The 19,202-nt window shown below is 49.1% G+C and carries 17 protein-coding genes, 2 tRNA genes and 1 other RNA gene; 12 read left to right on the top strand and 8 right to left on the bottom strand.

Going from position 1 to position 19,202, the window contains the following annotated elements:
- The first annotated feature begins 186 nt into the window (after positions 1 to 186).
- From LG198_RS14055 to LG198_RS14040, 4 genes are all read left to right on the top strand, one after another.
- Positions 187 to 1,305 (top strand): tetratricopeptide repeat protein, encoded by a 1,119-nt coding sequence (locus LG198_RS14055; RefSeq protein ID WP_230343801.1) that lies wholly within the window; start codon positions 187 to 189, stop codon positions 1,303 to 1,305.
- 283 nt (positions 1,306 to 1,588) lie between these two features.
- Positions 1,589 to 2,977 carry an exonuclease domain-containing protein gene (locus LG198_RS14050; RefSeq protein ID WP_230343800.1) on the top strand — a complete coding sequence of 463 codons (1,389 nt, stop codon included), beginning with the start codon at positions 1,589 to 1,591 and terminating at the stop codon, positions 2,975 to 2,977.
- Positions 2,978 to 3,557: 580 nt separating this feature from the next.
- Complete coding sequence (locus LG198_RS14045) at positions 3,558 to 3,809, top strand: hypothetical protein (RefSeq protein WP_230343799.1); 252 nt, start codon at positions 3,558 to 3,560, stop codon at positions 3,807 to 3,809.
- A gap of 279 nt (positions 3,810 to 4,088) precedes the next feature.
- Complete coding sequence (locus tag LG198_RS14040) at positions 4,089 to 4,979, top strand: SDR family oxidoreductase (protein ID WP_230343798.1); 891 nt, start codon at positions 4,089 to 4,091, stop codon at positions 4,977 to 4,979.
- 114 nt (positions 4,980 to 5,093) lie between these two features.
- On the opposite strand, the gene LG198_RS14035 is transcribed toward LG198_RS14040, so the two are convergent.
- Positions 5,094 to 6,044 carry a methyltransferase gene (locus LG198_RS14035; protein WP_230343797.1) on the bottom strand — a complete coding sequence of 317 codons (951 nt, stop codon included), beginning with the start codon at positions 6,042 to 6,044 and terminating at the stop codon, positions 5,094 to 5,096.
- A gap of 188 nt (positions 6,045 to 6,232) precedes the next feature.
- Between LG198_RS14035 and LG198_RS14030 the strand changes: the two genes are divergently transcribed.
- The 3 genes from LG198_RS14030 to infA all read left to right on the top strand — a co-directional run bounded on the left by LG198_RS14030 (position 6,233) and on the right by infA (position 8,632).
- Positions 6,233 to 7,669: an iron-containing redox enzyme family protein gene (locus LG198_RS14030; protein WP_230343796.1), complete on the top strand. Its 1,437-nt coding sequence runs from the start codon at positions 6,233 to 6,235 to the stop codon at positions 7,667 to 7,669.
- Between the two features lie 420 nt (positions 7,670 to 8,089).
- Complete coding sequence (locus LG198_RS14025; protein WP_230343795.1) at positions 8,090 to 8,326, top strand: hypothetical protein; 237 nt, start codon at positions 8,090 to 8,092, stop codon at positions 8,324 to 8,326.
- 39 nt (positions 8,327 to 8,365) lie between these two features.
- A complete protein-coding gene (infA, locus tag LG198_RS14020; protein ID WP_230343794.1) occupies positions 8,366 to 8,632 on the top strand; it encodes a translation initiation factor IF-1 in 267 nt (88 codons plus the stop codon).
- Positions 8,633 to 8,753: 121 nt separating this feature from the next.
- Here the strand turns inward: infA and LG198_RS14015 are convergent, their stop codons facing one another.
- From LG198_RS14015 to LG198_RS14005, 3 genes are all read right to left on the bottom strand, one after another.
- Positions 8,754 to 9,140 carry a surface-adhesin E family protein gene (locus tag LG198_RS14015; RefSeq protein WP_230343793.1) on the bottom strand — a complete coding sequence of 129 codons (387 nt, stop codon included), beginning with the start codon at positions 9,138 to 9,140 and terminating at the stop codon, positions 8,754 to 8,756.
- A gap of 114 nt (positions 9,141 to 9,254) precedes the next feature.
- A tRNA-Asp gene (locus LG198_RS14010) sits at positions 9,255 to 9,331 on the bottom strand.
- A gap of 50 nt (positions 9,332 to 9,381) precedes the next feature.
- Positions 9,382 to 9,457: transfer RNA gene (locus LG198_RS14005), tRNA-Val, on the bottom strand.
- A 195-nt stretch (positions 9,458 to 9,652) separates the two neighbouring features.
- Between LG198_RS14005 and LG198_RS14000 the strand changes: the two genes are divergently transcribed.
- Positions 9,653 to 10,195, top strand: a complete 543-nt coding sequence (locus LG198_RS14000) for a peroxiredoxin (RefSeq protein ID WP_230343792.1) — start codon at positions 9,653 to 9,655, stop codon at positions 10,193 to 10,195.
- A gap of 158 nt (positions 10,196 to 10,353) precedes the next feature.
- On the opposite strand, the gene LG198_RS13995 is transcribed toward LG198_RS14000, so the two are convergent.
- On the bottom strand, positions 10,354 to 10,719 hold the full coding sequence (locus LG198_RS13995) for a thioredoxin family protein (protein WP_230343791.1): 366 nt from the start codon (positions 10,717 to 10,719) through the stop codon (positions 10,354 to 10,356).
- Between the two features lie 478 nt (positions 10,720 to 11,197).
- On the opposite strand from LG198_RS13995, the gene LG198_RS13990 reads away from it, so the two are divergent.
- The 3 genes from LG198_RS13990 to ssrA all read left to right on the top strand — a co-directional run bounded on the left by LG198_RS13990 (position 11,198) and on the right by ssrA (position 16,152).
- Complete coding sequence (locus tag LG198_RS13990; protein WP_230343790.1) at positions 11,198 to 13,387, top strand: HDOD domain-containing protein; 2,190 nt, start codon at positions 11,198 to 11,200, stop codon at positions 13,385 to 13,387.
- A gap of 13 nt (positions 13,388 to 13,400) precedes the next feature.
- Entirely contained in the window at positions 13,401 to 15,611 is a 2,211-nt protein-coding gene (locus LG198_RS13985; RefSeq protein ID WP_230343789.1) for an EAL domain-containing protein, read from the top strand.
- Positions 15,612 to 15,791: 180 nt separating this feature from the next.
- Positions 15,792 to 16,152, top strand: a transfer-messenger RNA (tmRNA) gene (gene ssrA / locus LG198_RS13980).
- 280 nt (positions 16,153 to 16,432) lie between these two features.
- On the opposite strand, the gene LG198_RS13975 is transcribed toward ssrA, so the two are convergent.
- On the bottom strand, positions 16,433 to 16,939 hold the full coding sequence (locus LG198_RS13975) for an FxDxF family PEP-CTERM protein (protein WP_230343788.1): 507 nt from the start codon (positions 16,937 to 16,939) through the stop codon (positions 16,433 to 16,435).
- A gap of 677 nt (positions 16,940 to 17,616) precedes the next feature.
- Positions 17,617 to 17,823, bottom strand: a complete 207-nt coding sequence (locus LG198_RS13970) for a cold-shock protein (RefSeq protein WP_230343787.1) — start codon at positions 17,821 to 17,823, stop codon at positions 17,617 to 17,619.
- Between the two features lie 311 nt (positions 17,824 to 18,134).
- Between LG198_RS13970 and LG198_RS13965 the strand changes: the two genes are divergently transcribed.
- Positions 18,135 to 18,656 (top strand): thermonuclease family protein, encoded by a 522-nt coding sequence (locus LG198_RS13965; protein WP_230343786.1) that lies wholly within the window; start codon positions 18,135 to 18,137, stop codon positions 18,654 to 18,656.
- Positions 18,657 to 18,664: 8 nt separating this feature from the next.
- Here the strand turns inward: LG198_RS13965 and LG198_RS13960 are convergent, their stop codons facing one another.
- Positions 18,665 to 19,105, bottom strand: coding sequence for a hemerythrin domain-containing protein (locus LG198_RS13960; RefSeq protein WP_230343785.1), 441 nt, complete (start codon positions 19,103 to 19,105; stop codon positions 18,665 to 18,667).
- Between the last annotated feature and the right edge of the window lie 97 nt (positions 19,106 to 19,202).

Raw genomic sequence — 19,202 nt, 5'->3', positions numbered from 1 at the left:
GATACCATCCCTGCTCTCCATCCTTGTGATGTCAGGGCAAGCCGGCCTCGCCCCTTATAAACAAGACTTCCGGGGAAACCTACCTCAGTTTAGGGGGAGTATGAAAAAATTTTAAAATGTACACAAATCTTAAGCTTGTGAGGTAATTTATGCTAACTTTGTGTGCTCTATCGATTGAGAATCAATATGTCAGCTACTCAGCTTGAACGCTTTTTGGGTTTCCTAGAACAGGATCCTCACAATCTACCCCTCATGCTCTCTACAGCAGATTGTGCTTATCAATCAGGTGATCTTCCCCTTACAAAGAAACTCACCCAACAAGCACTGGAAATCGACGATAGTAATCAGCAAGCAAGAGCCTTGCTGGGGTTATCAGCTTTGGCGGAAGGTAACATTGAGTTGGCAAAGTCGATTTTCAATAAATTGATTGATCAAGGCATTACCGAGCCCAGCATTCGCTATAACTTAGCTTATTGCTTAGCTCTGGAAAAGCAATTTCAAAATTCGCTTAATTTGCTAACTGACGCTGAAGATCAATACCCAATTCTGCCTCAAATGGCACATCTCAAAGTACAGCTACATCACCATCTGGCGGAGATAGATGAGGCGATTGCGCTTGCATTACGTATCGTCACTCAATATGAGGAAGATAGAGTCTTACATGGAATGCTGTCATCACTTTATATAGATGATATGAATTTTGATGCAGCAAAAATACATGCCGAGAAGGCCATCTCTTCAGAACAAAGCAATGCAGATGCATTTTCAACATTAGGCACGCTCGCACTTGCAGAGCAAGATACAGCTAAAGCATCCGAATATTTCTCCCTAGCCTTAAACTCCAAACAAAATCATGGCAGAGCATGGCTGGGAAAAGCAATGGCTGAGATGCTGCAGAAAAATTTTGCTTCCGCGATTGAAAATTTGCATTCAGCACTACAGTACATGCCTAACCACCTAGGCACTTGGCAAACATTAATCTGGTGCTATTTAGCTCAACATAATATTGACCAAGCAGAAGAGAGCACTCAGCAATCCCTAAGAGTTGATCCGAATTTTTCTGAAACTCACGGAACCTTAGCTATCATTCACCTTATCAGAGGTAAGATTGACGATGCACAAAACTCAATCCGTCGCGCCCTTGGTCTAGATCGAGAGTCATTTTCTGGATTATATGCACAAGCCCTTCTTCAACACAGTCAAGGCAACAGTGAAGCAGCTCAAGTCATTTTGGGCAATCTCTTAGATGCAGAAGTATTACCCAACGGCATTTCACTCAAGCATGTTCTCACCAAGCTTATGTAAAGATAACGAACTGCATTAAATCATTCCTGTTTATTCCAATGCATACCGTGAACTTAAAAACATCAGCGAAAGCTGACAGGCACTTATACCTAGCTTTACACCGTGTTCCAGCCACGAAATTCCACAGTTGCCGTTTAGAGCTATTTCTGTTTCCTTGACTGGGCAGCCAACCCATTCAGGCGCGCTTTTTATTGCTATTGTATTGATAGCGATTTCACATAGACTGCAAAAACCAAACGCTTTAGCATGCTGTACAAATGTACAGCCTTAATTACTGATCCTCATGTTACCTGCTTATGTTCTGTTGGACCTCGAAACTACGGGCGCTACGCCCGTAAAAGATCGCATTACCGAGATTGGCTTGGTGCGATATGAGAATGGGATGGAGGTCAAACGCTGGCAAACTCTGGTCAATCCGGAAATGCACATTTCCGCATTCATCGAAGGTATCACCGGCATCGATAACACCATGGTCAAGGATGCGCCGCTATTCACAGAGGTGGCGCACGAACTGCTTGAATACCTGCACGGTGCCGTGCTGTGCGCGCATAACGTCCGCTTTGATCATGGCTTCCTCAAAAGCGAGTTTAAAAGGCTGGGTATCTCCTTGCGACAAAAGGTGTTATGTACGGTCAAGCTTTCCCGGCGCCTGTATCCTGAACATAAAAGCCATGGGCTGGATGCGATCATCGCCCGGCATGGCATTCATTGTGGTGCCAGGCACCGGGCAATGGGGGATGTGGAAGTCATGGAGGCATTCCTGGATATTGCAGCTGCAGAACATGGAGTACAACAGCTGCAAGCTGCCGCCCAGGAGTTACTCAAAAGCCAGTCACTCCCAGTGGGGCTTGATCCCAAGCTGCTGGATGATATGCCTGAAGGCCCCGGGGTTTACCTATTCTATGGAGACAATGAGCTGCCACTTTATGTAGGCAAGAGCGTGAATATCCGCGCCCGGGTTCTTTCACATTTCAACAGCGATCATGCCCGTGCCCAAGGTATGCGGATTACGCAGGAAGTCAAGCATGTAGAGTGGATGGAGACCGCGGGAGAGTTCGGGGCTTTGCTGCTTGAAGCGAGACTGATCAAAGAGCGCCAACCCATTCATAATCGCCAACTTCGCCGTGAGCGGCAACTGTGCTCCTGGCAACTGTCCGAAACAGCATTGCAGGCACCTTTGCTCACTTTAGTAAACCAGGATGAGATGCAGCCAGAAACCTTGGGGCATTTGTATGGCACCTACAGAACTAAGCGGCAAGCGATAGGAGCCTTGCGGCAGATTGCAGAAGCCAACAACCTCTGCTCTCAATGGCTTGGGCTGGAAACGGGCAAGGGGCCTTGTTTTTCACACCAGCTCAAGCGTTGCAAGGGAATATGCTGTGGTCAGGAAGCACCAGAGCTACATTATTTGAGATTGAAACAGGCCCTCATCAGCCATCAACTGAAATCATGGCCCTACCCTAGCAAGCTGGGAATACGCGAAACCAGTGATACTTTAGGCAAGTCCGTCATCCATGTGTTCGAACATTGGTGCTACCTTGGCAGCGTGGAGGATGAAGCAGAGCTTGATTCTATGCGCAGTACTCGGCTGGCTTTCTCTTTTGATATTGATACCTACAAGCTACTACTTAAAGAGCTTGGCAAGAGCAGAGCTAAGACCTTGCTACTTTAATGATTAAAGCTCACCAATACCTACAGTCATAATTTAAACCCCGCTCCGGCGGGGTTTTTTATTGTTGACTCGGTTAACCCGCGGGTGATTTTGACACTAAGAATACCAAATATTCAATAATACGCCGCGATTATCCAAACATCGTCGAAAGTAAAAGCTGTTATGAAAAACTTACGGCCTTTTCGGAAGATAACGGATGAATGGTGCCGGAAGTAAGAATTAATCTAGAGTTACGTTGCTTTTAACCAATGACCTCTTAATCCAGAAATAACATTATTCAAGCAACGTACTTTCTGGAGCGAGGCCCAAAGGAGATAATCATGGCAAATACGTCAAATAAGCAAGGCGGCACTAGTCAGCAACATGCGAAAGCTGGTAGCCAGAGTCATAAGAATCAGCCGCAATCTGCGGCTGGCAGAAATACTCGTGGCGGCACAAGTGAACAACACGCCAAGGCTGGCAGCCAAAGCCACAAAAACCGTTAATGTAAGCTGACGTTATCAGCAAGTAGTTTTACACTGCTTGCTGGTTTGAACCAACGTCATTTAACACAAATACTTTCAACCGAAGAGGGCGTTCTATGGGCCAACAGGATTCAGCTTCCCTATTCCCCGTCGTCACATTTACCACCACCGCCATCCCTGAAAATGGTCTCATCGTGTTTTCTCCTGCTTACCTGAGTGATCCAGGACAACAGCCTGAAGATGCAACCACGGGGCCACAATATGTATTGACTGCTGATCAAGCAGTAGCATTGATCCTGGAACTCCATCGCGCAATTGATCAAATGGAAAACTCTGCTTACCTGAAGCGGTCACTGCAAGACCTCTAGAGCGATACCAAACAACCTTCCGTCCTATTGTCCTGGCCAAACCCCCAGGCATTTCAACACCAAGGCTAATCTCTACTACTAAACAAGTTTTAGATAAGAAGAGGCGCGCGCAAATAGCCAGGCAATGGTCACCGTCCATTGGGCCTTAGTCAATAAACGCCACTACCCAGCAAAAATGTTGCTTTAGTCTCACACTCATATCAGACAGCCTTGGATTAACTGCAGGCGCCATCTCTCTTTAGGCTGGAGCCATCTTCCAACAGATAAAAGGAAAGCGAAATGACTCTAGACCATGTTTCTGAAAAAGATCACCGCGATATTAACCAGCCAGCCCAACACCAGTATCAACAGCCTGGCGTAGAAAGTGAAATGGAGCCACGGCCTCAGTATATTGATGAGGCATACCAGGGCAGCGGGAAGCTTGAAGGCAAGGTTGCCATCATTACTGGTGGTGACAGCGGCATAGGCAGAGCAGTCGCTGTCCACTTTGCCAGGGAGGGAGCTGATGTAGCCATCAACTTCCTGTCTGATGATGAGATAGAGGACGCAGAGAAAACCGTAGAACTAATCCGTGAGCAAGGCAGCGAAGGCATTGCCATTCAGGGAGATGTTGGCGACCCGCAGTTCTGCGAAGAGCTGGTCGCCCAAACGCTGAAGCAGCTTGGGCACCTCGATATTCTTGTTAACAATGCAGCCCAGCAATACCCGCAAAACAGTATAGAAGATATCACTCAGGAGCAGCTGGAGCATACTTTCAGAACCAATATCTTCTCCATGTTCTACCTGACCAAGGCGGCATTGCCTGTATTGGAAAGGGGTTCAAGAATCATCAATACAGCCTCGGTGACAGCCTATAGAGGCAGTCCTGCCTTATTGGACTACTCTTCGACGAAAGGGGCTGTGGTAGCGTTTACCCGGTCACTGGCGATAGAGCTGGCAGACCGGGGCATCAATGTGAATGCAGTCGCGCCCGGCCCTATCTGGACGCCGTTGATTCCAGCCAGTTTTTCGCCTGAACATGTGCGGGAATTTGGCAAGAAAACACTGCTGGGAAGGCCAGGGCAGCCAAGTGAAGTTGCGCCAGCCTATGTGCTCCTGGCCTCAAACGATGGTTCTTACATCACCGGCCAAGTAATTCATGCCAATGGCGGAAGCATCATCAATGGGTAATCAAAGCAATTAAGATGGCTGGCACGTGCCCTGCTAACAAGTCAGTTTAGCAGGGCAAATACCTATGCCCGTACAAGAAAAAGCGGTAGGCCCTGGAGCTTGCTATTATTTATTTCACAATTTTCGTAGAGTGAGCACCACCGCGGCCAAGCGGTCAGCATCAACATAAGCAGGATTTTGTAATTCCTCTCCAAAAATATCCGGATCGATTTCCCGATACTCATATTGCATGTTGCCGATATTTGACAGTGTCTTTATTGCTGATAAAAACAGATCCCTGCCATCAACGATAGCCACGCCTGTGTACAGCAGCAACACGCCGTTTGGCGCAAGCCGCTGCATGGCAGCTTCCACGATTTTCAAGGACAACTCTGCACCAAGCAAACCTCCGCCATGGCGGTAAATGCGCGCAGAGTCGTCGACAAGATAGGGAGGGTTAGCCACGATCAGGCCAAACTCACCCTCCAAATCATTCAACAGATTGCTGAAGCGCCAATGAAGATTGGTCAAGCCACTGGCAACCCCATTGACATGCGCCAGCTTCAGGGATTGTTCATTGATATCCACCCCATATACCTGTGCACCGGGAAACTCTTGTGCCAGGAGAGTGGCCGCAGCGCCACTGCCGGTCCCTATGTCGACTGCCCGCTGTACATGCGGCTTATGCAAGGCGAGATATTGGGAAATCGCATTCGCAAAGCGATAGGTGTCTGGTCCGAAGAACACGGTATCACCGTCAGTCGTAGGAAATGCAGAATGCAGGAACAAATGCCCGGCTAGACTTGAAACCCGCAAGCTACAGCGCCATAGCCCGCCCTCCGCACTCAGGACATTCGCCTGCTGCAAAAGGTCAAAGAGTTCCCGGCCAGCTATTTCCGCGGTAAAAAGCCTGCTCCAACCCAGGATGCCTGTAATATCCCTGGCAGTTTCATTTCCGGGGCGCTGATTCACCAAACTGTGGCTTGCGGGCGTAATGGTAGTGAACTCGTATTGCTGCCGTTTCAGCCATTGGAGAACGGCAACCAGGGCTTCACTCTGCTCAGGCGCTTGGAGACGGTTATTCATAGCCAATATGTTCTTTCAAGTAAAAGTACCCAAGTGTGATTGGGCTCCAGCTTAACAAACTGAACCAGGTTTGAATGTCGTCCCAGTCTTACAACAGTTTAATCCCGAGACTGATAACGACCAGGGCGGCAGCGCATAAAAATTACAAGCTCAAGGGCTCACTCAGCCATCACAGGAATTATTGACCAATGTTGACCCGAACAATTGCACCCTCTTTACAAACCGCGGCGGCCCCTTGCAAGGATGCACGCGACTTGTACTTCAAGCTGTTGCACGAGGCTGACAAGGAAAACAGCCGGGCCAGTGCTGCGGAATTCCTGCAGCGGCAAATAGCAGCATGTGCCGATGCCCCCTCTTCCATTCCCGAGACAATAGAACAATTGGAAGACTGGATAGTGCATAGTAGCCAAGCTGCCGGTGCCGAATATCAGCAATATCTGAATCATCGCAAGCAAGGAGCCCCGCGGCGCTATTTCAGCAGCAAGGCGCATGCGCTTTACTTTCTGAATCGCGTGGCGCCGACCAAGATGGTGGATGGTTCCTGGCTGTATGGCATGGTGAAACATTGGGAAGATCCCGCATTCAGTGAACTTATCGACATTTACCTGGAAGAGCTGGGCGACGGCATCGAGGAGCAGAATCATGTGGCTATTTACCGCAAACTGCTGCGCACCCATGGTTGCGAGCGATGGCAGCACCTGCCTCCCGATTACTTTACCCAGGGCGCTATTCAGTTAGCCCTGGCTACCGTTGCCGATCAGTATCAGCCTGAAGTCATCGGCTTCAACCTGGCTTATGAGCAATTGCCTTTGCATTTGTTGATTACCACTACCGAACTCGATGAACTCAATATCGATCCGTTTTACTTCACGCTGCATATCACCATTGATAATGCGCTTTCCGGGCATGCCGTCAAAGCGGTGAATGCGGTGCGCAATATCATGTCGCGATACAGTGACCAGCAGGACTTCATTCGGCGCCTGCTCAATGGGGCGAGACTCAGCAACCAGGGCCTAGGCACCGTGCAAATCATTAACGCATTCAAGTTGGAAGAAGAAGTTGTGCGTATATTCCAGGAAAAAGCCATCCTGGGACAACACATGCACAACAACCATTGCCGGATTGGCGGCCGCAACCTGCAGGAATGGCTGTCCGCCCCACATCAGATCCCTGCCTTATTGCAGGCTCTGCAAGATGGCGGCTGGATCGTTCGAAACCAAGACCCCAAGACCTCGCGCTTTTGGAAGCTGATTGACGGCAGCCAAGGCCAGATGTTTGGTGTATTTACCCCATATGAAAAACAGGTTGTATATGACTGGATTGCAAGCGATGCCCTGGAGCAGCTTCCCAGACGGGAACGGCTAGGTGAGTCATGGCGTGTGCAGAAACGGCAAACCATCCAGCAATCCTTGACTCCAAGCCCGGCCAGCAATGTCATTCAACTTGGAAGGCCAGAAGACAAGGCGCAATCGCAGGAACAACGCCTGTTCCACCAGCAGCTTGATTCGATCAACGACAAACAGGCACGCATGCGCCTGCTGGAAGCCTGGATGACCCCTGCCATGCATGACTCCCCCGCAGGCCTGGCAGCAACGCGTAGATTCAAAGCCGAACTGGTGCGTTGACCGCAAGCTTTATTGCGCAACACAAGTACTTGGGCTGACCTATTTTTAAACTAGCCTAAGAAGAAATTGCACCCAATTAGTGACGGATATTTGCTCGCCTGCACTAGATTCAGGCCCAAGAAACCCTAACTTACTGGACATAATGACTATTAATCATTAGACTAGCTGTCCTGTAGCTAATTGCTTACCTTTTCTACAGCAAGTCTGAACAGGCTGCGGTTCCCCCAATATCACCGCCACCTAAACCCACCAGTCGCCTCATGAAGGCCATATCGGTGGTCAAACTTCCCCCAACGGCAAGCCTCTCCGGACGGATTTTTACCGTACCGTGATCATCGACGCTGCGCTTTTATCTGAAACTAGCAGCATAGCCTATTACTTTTAAGGTTGTAGCCTAAGGCTACATAAGCATTGATATCTATGAAATTACCTACTACCAAACCTTTTATGGTTGGACGATACCTGATCACCCCCATCTTCCGCATTAACGAGAATGGGCGCTTTACCGCGTCAGTATCAATTCGCAGCGGCCAGGGCAGCAGCACTCACTGCCGCATCTACAGCTTCGAGCCAGAATTCGTGAGCAGTGAAAAAGCGCTCAACCATGCCGCCAGTCAAGGCCATGTCTGGCTAAGCAATCCCCAGGCGTTTGCCTGATCCAATTTATCTATCCAATAAAATCTATAAGGAGTCTACATGGCTAAAGAAGAACTGATCGAGATGCAAGGTAAAGTGGATGAGATACTGCCGGACTCACGCTTTCGCGTGACCCTGGATAATGGACATGCCCTGGTTGCCTATACTGGCGGAAAGATGCGCAAGCACCATATCCGTATATTGGCGGGTGACCGAGTCACTGTAGAACTGTCGCCCTACGACCTGGCCAAAGGCAGAGTAATCTTCAGGCATATTGAGGCAGGGGCACCCCGCACACAAAGGCCTGGCAGACGTTTTACGCGATAACCTTGGCCGGATATACCTTCATTTCCCAGCTTGCCTGATGAGCTGGTTGAATACCCTCCAGTAATATCGCCGGGTTAAAACATGCTGCTGGATTTGGTGAACAGGCTCTTAGAATCCAAACTCAAGACGATGGGTTGACCATGCGCCGAACCTGGCAGACCAGACCAGCAATGGTCTGGGCATTTTCATCCTGGTGCAAGGGCTGAAATTCGCGTGAACCAGGCGTCTGGTTCAACAACTTGCCTTTTGCATCGAATGATGCGGTTGCCAGTGTGCGATAGGTTTGCTTGTCACAATCAAACTCCAGCTTCATTTGCTTGGCAACGTGCTGCTTTGAACGCGTTTCCAGCTTGGCGAGTATGGAAGAATAAGCCCCGCTCTCATCATAAGAATCCAGATCCACCAAAAGCTCGGCTCCTGGCTTCTTGACCAGCGATTCCCACTCTGTGGCCGATATGGCAGCAGGAAACAAAAACAGCGACACGGACAAAACAATGGATGGATGCATGTAAGCGTACTCCTGATTCTGTTTGCATTATCTTGCCGCAAGATGTTCAAGCGCGCATATCAGTCAAATGACGCATATGAAAATAAAAAAGCGAACCCGAAGGTTCGCTTTTTCTGGCGGAGCGGACGGGGCTCGAACCCGCGACCCCCGGCGTGACAGGCCGGTATTCTAACCAACTGAACTACCGCTCCTTGACTCTGCATCAGGTGGTCAACCCGATGGCTTTTCTCACTCAGGCGGATGGTGGGTGCTGACGGGGTCGAACCGCCGACATTCGCCTTGTAAGGGCGACGCTCTACCAACTGAGCTAAGCACCCTGCCTGACTGAGGAGCGGGATTCTACAGGATTTTTTTGATTTGGGAAGAGGCTCCCAGGGATTTTTTGCATAAACTTTGAACCCCAGCAAAAGCGGCTCAACCATTTCGCTCTGGCAAGCTATACTGATGTCATTCAATTTCAATTACTTGCCTTGATAAGCAGCGCATCTGCCTGCATACCTCCTGGAGGAAACATGCTGAAAATTTTTTCTATCGTTATTGCGCTGGGCCTGGTAGCGCTGATGGTATTCCGTTCCGTACATGCCGCCCCTGTGCCCAAACCAGGATCGCTAGCGCCCAACTTCACCTTGCCCGACGCCAAGAAAGAACAACACCGCCTTACGGATTATGCCGGTCAATGGCTGGTACTGTACTTCTACCCCAAGGACGACACGCCTGGCTGCACCAAAGAGGCCTGCAGCTTCCGTGATGATATGTTTCAACTGGAAAAACTCGGTGCGAAGGTTGTCGGCATCAGCGTGGATGACTCCGACTCGCATGCCAAATTTGCCGAGAAATATAGCCTGCCCTTCCCTTTGCTGTCTGATATCGATGGCAAGGTGGCAGACAGCTATGGCGCCTTGACCAACCTGGGCATCATCAAGATCGCCAAACGCTATACCTTCTTGATCGACCCCAAAGGCAATATCGCCAAGACCTACCTGAGCGTTGACACTTCTCAGCACTCACAAGAAATTATTGATGACCTAAAACAACTCAAGGCACAACAGCAGTGATCACAAAAAACGCCGGGGACTCTGCCCGGCGTTTTTAGAGCGGCTAATAAAACTCAGCGAAGCGTTCCTGGCTAGGCGCTCTGCCATAGACAGTACAAGTAGTACGGCAAGGCAACAACGCTTGGAGAGTATTGTTAGCCGCTCTTGTAGGTTAATTGCTAAATCGCCGCCTTTTCATTGAAGTGGCGATTGACCTCCGTCACATCAAACTCGCCCCACGCCTTGATCGCCTTTTCCAGTTCGCTGGTGCTCATCTCCCCCACTTGCGCGTCGACCACGATCTGGTCGCGGATCGGCATGACGGCAGGAATCTGCTTTACATTGAAATAATTGCTTATTTCAGGGTCCTCATCAATATTGACCATGGCAAACACAATATCAGCATGGGCTTGGGATGCTGCCTCAAAGGTCGGGGTGAACGAGACACAAGGCTCACACCAGGGTGCCCAGAAATCCACAATCACAAACGCATTATTTTCTATCGTTTGCTTGAAGTTACTTTTGTTCAAGTACTGCACAGTCATGATCACTCCTCGGTTTTAATCTCATCATTATCAAGTTCTTGCATCTGCAATGCCCTGCCAGTCTAGAGACAGGCAATGATGCAGGCAAGGTCAAAACTTCCTGTTATTGCCAGAGCGTTTCTACCAACCAGCAGACTTGGTCCTGCGTCATGCTCGTGCCACAAAAGACCGTACAATACAAAAAATCATTTAGCATCCTAAATAAATTTCGAAAAAAGCCGTTATAAACTTACTGATAGCAATACAGGTGCAAAAAAGTATTAACTATCTTGCAGCTCAATGCTAAAGTAGTTTATTAAGAGTGCATTAGCACAAGTCTTATTCAATTAATTTTATGGTGTTCAGGTCTATACACAGGCAAATAAAAAAGCGAGGCACGCTCCTCGGACAAGTTCGGCATAAGCATAAAAACCACAATTCAAGCCGACAATGCAACTAATTGATTTACCATGAAAATCCTTATGGGGAATGTTAGATAATGTGCAGTGCAGCTGGTGCTCAAATTGTTCTGAATAATGCCACAATCAGTGCATTGCCTTCCGTTCCACAAATCCTTACCAGGCTACTGGAGACATTGCAGGACGAGAATTCCGGCCTGGAACAATTGGCCAACCTGATTGAGATGGATGTGGTCATCAGTGCTCGCGTACTTGAAGTCGCCAACTCCGCGGCTTATCGTCGCGATCGCCAGCCTGTTCTCTCTATTCGGACCGGCATCATCATCCTTGGCTGGGACATGGTAAAAATGCTGACGCTCAGCATCATCTGTCAGCGGATGTTCAATGATTACTACGAGCAGAGCAATCAAAACATTGAGCACTACTGGTACCACTCCTTACGCTGTGCGGTCATTGCCAAGTCCATTGCAGCACGTACGATGTCGGCCTCCCCCGATGAGGCTTATGTCGCCGGCCTATTGCATAACATTGGCAGGTTGGGCCTGCTGAGCGGATTCAAGAGCAAATATCCGGCATTTTTCGCGATTGATGACTCGCTACCCGGCTACATGGAAAGTGAAGTCGCCCATTTTGGCATTGATCATTGCGAGCTCGGCGCCTGGATCATCCGCAACTGGAACATCAAGTCCTTCCTTGAAGATGCCGTGGCATACCACCACCTGCCTGCAGCACAGGTAGAACACACACCAGCCCTAGTCAAAATCGTCTACCTGGCAAACCTGCTGCTGACTGAGCGCAGAACCGAGCACCATTCCGCCCTGATCCTGGCAAAAAAATGGTTTGCCCTGGATACGACAAGCATTAATGAAATCATGAGCCTAGCAATCTCCCAGGTACATATCCTGTCCGACTCGCTCGGTATCAATGTCGGCACTGCCCACACCAGCAAACATGACTGGGATGCCCAAGACCCTGATATCGAAGCGCTGGTGCAAGCCTTGAGCGCAAATTTCAGGCCAGCACAAACGCTCGCACCTTCCAGCAAAAACCTGCTGGTCCAGGGAGTCATGAACACCGCCTTGATCAACCATCTGGAATCCACTTGCGGTCAGGCAAGCCAGCAGGATGGCTTTTTTGAATTGCTGCCCAAGATTTCCAGGTTGCTATGCAACGCGCGACAGGTATTGCTATTTGTGCCTGACGAGGGCAAAAAAACCCTCTCCGGCATGCCGATTTCCGAGGATCAGGAATGGGTCAAAAGCTTCAGCCTGCCTATAAAGCCTGCCACCAGCATCATCACAGCAGCATGGATCAAGAAGGCGCCGTGCCATAGCTTCCAGGCATTTGAAGGCTTCAAACCCTCATTGCCAGACCAACAGATCATGCGCATATGTGAGACGGATGGCATATTGTGCGTCCCCATGCTGGCGCAAAGCGCCTTGGTCGGCATCATGGTTTTTGCCTTGAACCAATCAGAATTCCTGATTGCAAAACAGCAGATTAACGTACAGTCTGCCCTTGCAAGAATTGTTGCCGCACGCGTTGTGTCAAGCAACGAGCCAAGTGAATCAGAGCTTGAAGCCGTGATACATCAGGAACGCCTCAAACGCTTTGTGCATGAAACAAGCACGCCTTTATCCACGATCAAAAATTACCTGGCCATTCTGGAACAAAAGATGCTGCTTAATGGCATGCCCAACCGTGACATCACGATTGTCAATGAAGAAATCGACCGTGTCGGCTCCCTGATTGGCAACCTGTATTCCAATGAGCAAGATCACATTGCCTCCAGCACCGACATCAACCTGCTGATCAACGACCTCGTTACCCTGCACCAGCAAACCTACCTGCAACCTGCTGGCGTAGAGGTCGTGCTCAGCCTCTACCCTCAATTGCCCAAGATCACAACCATCCCGTACCAGGTACGGCAAGCGCTCGTCAATCTGATACGCAATGCAGCCGAGGCAATGAGCGATGGCGGCACACTCACCATCTCCACCTTTATCGAGAATCAGGCTGGAGGACCGCCCGCCATATTGATTCAGGTAAGCGACACCGGCCCGGGCATCCCGGAAAAGATTCTCAGCAACCTGTTCAGCCCTGTCGCCACAACAAAAGATGGCAAGCACAGTGGTATCGGACTGGCAATCAGTCATGACCTGATCAAAGGCCTGTGCGGCAGCATTGCCTGCCGCACTTCCAGCACAGGCACAAGCTTCGATATCCGCCTGCCAACACAAGCCAGCCAGCATCCCGTGCTCAACAATTAAGGCAACCCTCTCAATGTCTCAACATACCACCTCACTTAGCATTGTGGACAAACTGATGTCCAGGCCCAATGTGTTGATTGTTGATGACAACGAGCGCCTGGCCCAGAGCCTGCAGCAACTGCTGCAAATGCATGGTTACAACGCTGAAGTCTGTTCCTCGGGCAAGGATGCCCTGCAACTCGTCGCTGATATCAAATTTGACCTGATGTTGCTCGACCTCTCCATGCCCGATATGAACGGCTTTGATGTTCTCACAGAGCTTGCAACGCATCCCGCCCATCTCCCTGTCATCGTGATCAGTGGCACAAAAACGCTGAATGCCGCGATTGAAGCCATGCGCCTTGGCGCTTACGACTTCATACGCAAACCTTACCAGCCGGAAGAATTGCTGCACACCATTGAAAACGCGATTGAAAAATCACGGCTGGAATCGCAGAACCGCAACATCCACGCCAGGCTTGAAGAGTCTGAAAATCTTTATCGATACCTGGTGAACAGCTCTCCGGATATCATTTACACCCTGGATGACAACGGTTGCTTCACCTTCATCAACCACCGGGTAGAAACACTGCTGGGCTACAGGCGGGAATCCCTGATTGGCAAACACTATACGGAAATTATCTACAGCGATGACTTTGACCGCGCGTCCTATGCATTCAACGAACGCCGCACTGGCAACCGGGCCACACGCAATATTGAGCTGCGCCTCAAATGCAAGGACAAAGACAGTGAATTGCGCCACTTTGAAATCAACTTCATCACTGTCGTCCTCAACGCAACCGGCACTTATGACAACGCCCTCGAACTTGGCACCCCATTCAGCGGCACCTATGGTGTGGCACGCGACATCAGCGACCGCAAGAAAGTGGAAGAAGTCATCACGCGCCAGGCTTACCATGACACTCTGACCGGCCTGCCCAACCGCGCCTTGTTCAAGGACAGGCTCAATGTGGCACTCAATCACGCCAAACGTAATAAACAGCAGTTGGCTATCATGTTCCTGGACCTGGACCGCTTCAAATGGGTCAACGATACCCTAGGCCACTTTTATGGAGATGAACTACTAAAGCACGTCGCCCAGCGCCTTTCAGGCTGCCTGCGCGCGCAAGATACACTGGCCCGGATGGGAGGTGATGAATTCACCCTGCTCCTCCATGACTTGCAAAATTCTGATGATGCAAGCCACGTGGCAGCCAAAATCGTGGACGAGCTCAAACGCCCCTTCTTGCTGGATGAGCGTGAAATCTTCATCTCATCCAGTATCGGCATCGCGCTCTACCCGGACCATGGCGACTCGATTGAAACCCTGGTCAAGAGCGCGGATATTGCCATGTACCATGTCAAATGGCGCGGCAAAAACGGCTATCAATACTATGAAGCCAGCATGAACGCCATGTTCCACAAAAAGCTCTCCATGGAAAACGAGCTCAGACGCGCGATTGAGAAGAAACAAATCATCCTGCACTACCAACCCCAGGTTGACGTGGAAACCCGGCAAATCATCGGCCTTGAAGCACTGGCGCGCTGGCACCATCCCGAACTTGGCACCATATCGCCGACAGAATTCATCCCGCTTGCAGAAGAAACCGGACTCATCTTCCCTCTCAGCGACATGCTGTTGGGAGAAGCCTGTCAGCAGATGCAGAGCTGGGATCAAGAAGGCTTGCTAAGCTTCAGGCTTGCCATCAATATCTCACCGCAACTGGTGGAAGAAGAAAATTTTGTCACCAAAACGCTCAGTCACATTGAAGGACTGCACCTCAAACCGGAATTCTTTGAAATCGAAATTACTGAAAACCTGCTGGTAAGAGACCTCGAGAACACCATCGCAAAACTCAAGGCCTTGGGCAAACACGGCATTAAAATTGCGCTGGATGACTTTGGTACCTGCTACTCATCACTTTCCTATCTCAGGCAATTCCCCATCCACAACATCAAGATCGATAAATCCTTCGTCGGGGACATCAATACCCACAATGAAAGCGTCCCCATCATCACCGCCATCTCAGGCATTGCAAAAGGCTTCAAACTGGACCTGATTGCAGAAGGTGTAGAAACCCTCCAGCAAATGAAAACACTGCACAGAATGGGCTGCAACAAAATGCAAGGCTACCTCTTCAGCAAACCACTACCTGCCCAGAGCATCACTAAGCTCCTCAAACACCAGACCCACCTATTCCAAAAAAATGGCGAGCCAAGCAGTACATTGCTAACCCAGCATTGATAGCCTAAAACATGGCATCAAACTCCCCCCTCTTGATAATTTTAAACCACACGCCATCTAATAAACGTCGCAGTACGACAAACTCAGGCGGAAAATCTGCAGAAAGGTTATAATCCGCCTCCCGACTGTCTTGAGAACTTTCATTACAAAGGGTAGTCATACAACAGCTTCAAACCATCAGGGGCCGACCCGGTTTCGACGTGGGTTACAAAGCAGCGCAGGGCATACCGAGGCCTAGTCACCTCGTAAATAAACTAGAACAAGTATAGTCGCAAACGACGAAACTTACGCTCTAGCCGCTTAATCCCGGCTGGACGCTGCACCGGAGGGCCTCTCGGCCGGGCGGGTAACCGCAGCAGCGTCATTTAGAGAGGATCGTGCAATATTGGGTTACTTAATATTGTATTAAATCCAAGGTAACTCGCCTGCTGTTTGCTTGCTCGTTGGTGGGCATCAGGTTAAATCAAACAACACAGCTAAGTATGTAGAACTGTCTGTGGAGGGCTTGCGGACGGGGGTTCGATTCCCCCCGGCTCCACCAAATGCCTGTTCAACGCAATTCAGAGCAGTACACTAAACCCCGGTAAATCCTAGTGATTCCGGGGTTTTTTATTCAATATCGTCCACACTTGTCTATTGTCATCCAGTATTTATCAAGGGCGATAATCTGCCTTTCGAAATTGCAGGTAAGCTTTACTATTTACTCGCTCATTAATTCGGATTGAATGTCTAACCACTCATGTGCTCCCACTTCGAACCTATCATCAAAAAGCAGAATTTAAAAAAGCCACCCGAAGGTGGCTTTTATCCTATTTAAAGGGCTAGCTCAGGTTTTTTCTCCTGCGCATGGCAACTGCGCCCACAAGCGCTAAACCGACACCAAGAAGCGCGTATGAGCTCGGCTCAGGCACGGCTTGGATACTGACTGCACCGCTATAAACCCCACCGGCTACCCCATTGGTGGTGCCCTCTACATTGATGTAATAGCTTCCGGCATCCAGATTAGCAAAAGTGAATTCGCCACCTGCCACAGAACCAGCAAGCCATGTATCAGAGCTGTTATAGAGGTTGAAACTGAGATCACTAAAACCTAGAACATTCACTCCGCCATTGGTGAGCGGTAAATCACTGAGTGAGAAAGTACCTGTCGAAATATCAGCCAAGCTGAAGTTGAAGGTATTGGTGAATGTACTATCAGCAGCTACAGTGTTGGTATAAGTATTGATACCAGCATGCAACTCGCCAAGGTCCACCACGTCGGCGGCATACGCACCAGAGGAAGCAACTATTAGCGTTGCAGAACCAAGCGCTGTTTTGAGAATATTCATACGGACTCCTTAAAAGTTGTTGTCGATGAAATTCCCCCCAGAGAAATTATAAACAGACTTGCCCCATTACAAAGAACTTATAGTTATTCTCATATAACTCTCAAATAACCTCATCCTTAAAAAGTCATATAATTAATAATATGAAACCCCTTGCTATCATTGGGCTCACGGCTGTTTACCGCAGAGCCATACTTGCCAAGTGCTATCTGCTGTGTATCAGGTCCTAACGGACTAAGCCTTCATGCACTCAGCAGGTTTTATTGCCGTTTTGGGGGATCAAATACCGATTCAATCGCTAAAGAGAAGCAGCTTGCATCCGATATTTACCCTGCTATGTCCCTTTCCCTGGCAAGTGAAGGGTAGCCTGCCATATGGCCGATAATCCAGAAGCTACCAGCAAAGATCTCTGTCAGAAGAGGCATGCTGCTAAATACTGCTATTGAAGAAAACTTACAAGGCTGATAATTATTCGAGGTCAGCTTTCATAATCCCCTTCTTCTCACTACTCGGATAAATGAGCTCAGCACTAGGGATTAGCTCTTAATGTTACAAGCACTACAAAATTTTAGAATGTTGAGCTATTCTTGCCCATAAAAAAGCCCGGGCATGCCGGGCTTCTCATGAACATCATGTGAAATGCACATGCATTTCAATGGTTCATTGCATTACATCAAAACTTACTCAGGCTTGATGTTGCTAGCTTGTTTGCCTTTAGGACCATCAGTCACATCAAAGCTAACACGTTGGTTTTCAGTCAAACTCTTGTAGCCACCCTCGCTCACAATAGCCGAGAAATGAGCAAAAAGATCACTACCACCTGCATCTGGAGTAATGAAACCAAAACCCTTGCTGTCGTTAAACCACTTTACTATACCTGTTGCCATAACTATTCCATTCATTCATTTGTGGGAAGGCGCCCCAAAAGTTTGTATTCAAATTCTGTAAAAAATAAAGTTCAAACACCTTAATTAGGTTTTACGTTCTTATTCTATGAATGTCAATGAATAATTGATTATTGGCTGTAATTTTCTGCTTTTACAAAAAACCTGTCTGAAACTCGGGACTTAAACAGCACCTGCCCACAGTACCATACAGGCAGACTGGATATGGCTCTCACTATCAATTTCCAAGTGAGGGATGGAGCAGGCATAATCTTGGAAATCAAAATTTTGCTAGCCTGGAACATACAATCACGATGACGACATCCACCTCATACTTCCGATATCCTTCGTTCTATTGCCTGTTGGCCATTGCATTACTCAATCTCGGCTTAACGCTCAATGCCAACGCAGACACGATCACCGGCAAGGTCATCCATATTGCCGATGGTGACTCGCTGACCATCATGGCAAACAATACCCAGCACAAGGTCAGGCTACTGGGTATTGATGCGCCGGAAAGAAACCAGGCTTATGGCAAGCAGGCTCGCGTGGCACTCAACCGGGCGATCAATGGCAAGAATGTGACGGTAGACTGGAACAAGCGTGATGATTACGGGCGGATTGTGGGCAAGGTGGTCTACAACGGCCAGGATATCAACCTGCAGCAGATCCAGAAAGGCATGGCCTGGCACTATAAATATTATGAGCGAGAGCAGGAGCCTGAAGACCGCTCACGCTACGCCCAGGCGGAATATCAGGCCAAGCGCGACAAGCAGGGATTATGGCAGGATGCAAGCCCTGTCCCGCCCTGGCAATATCGCCGTACCAAGCGCTAACGTGAGGATTATTGCGCAAGCGCCTCTTCGTAATCTTTCAGATATTGCTTTGAAAGACGCTGCTTTTCCCGCTGGTTGAGTATTTTCCCTGCCATCTGGAAGAATTTATGTTCTTCTTCTTCCAAGTGGTGCAGTACCTTTTGCTGCAATTCTTTAGCATGAACCAGCCATGCAGGTGAAGACAATTCAGTCTCCTTGAGCTTTTCAAGGATTTCGTCAATCTCGTGATGCTCGGCAATCCCGTGCCTGGAGGGCTCTATGCCATTGTCATCAAGCATGATAGGGCGGTAGAAATGTCGCTCCTCTGCGGTCTCATGCGCCCATAGTTCAACCTGGATTTGCTTGAATAGCTGCTTGCGCTCGGGTGTGTCGCCACTGGTTTCAACCAGTTGCGCGAGAATTTCACGCTGGCGTTCATGGCTTTGGCGCAATGCCTCGAAAATATTCATTATCATGTTCCTGATAAAAGTCTGCGTTAATGCATTAACACAACCTTATCAAGAACAGGACCGGCAGGCTGTCAGCCTACCGCTATAATGATTGTCA

Source organism: Methylobacillus arboreus (genome assembly GCF_020532725.1).
Classification (GTDB): Bacteria; Pseudomonadota; Gammaproteobacteria; order Burkholderiales; family Methylophilaceae; genus Methylobacillus; species Methylobacillus arboreus.
Note: the sequence above shows the minus strand (reverse complement) of the source record. Positions and strands in the feature narration are given on the sequence as shown.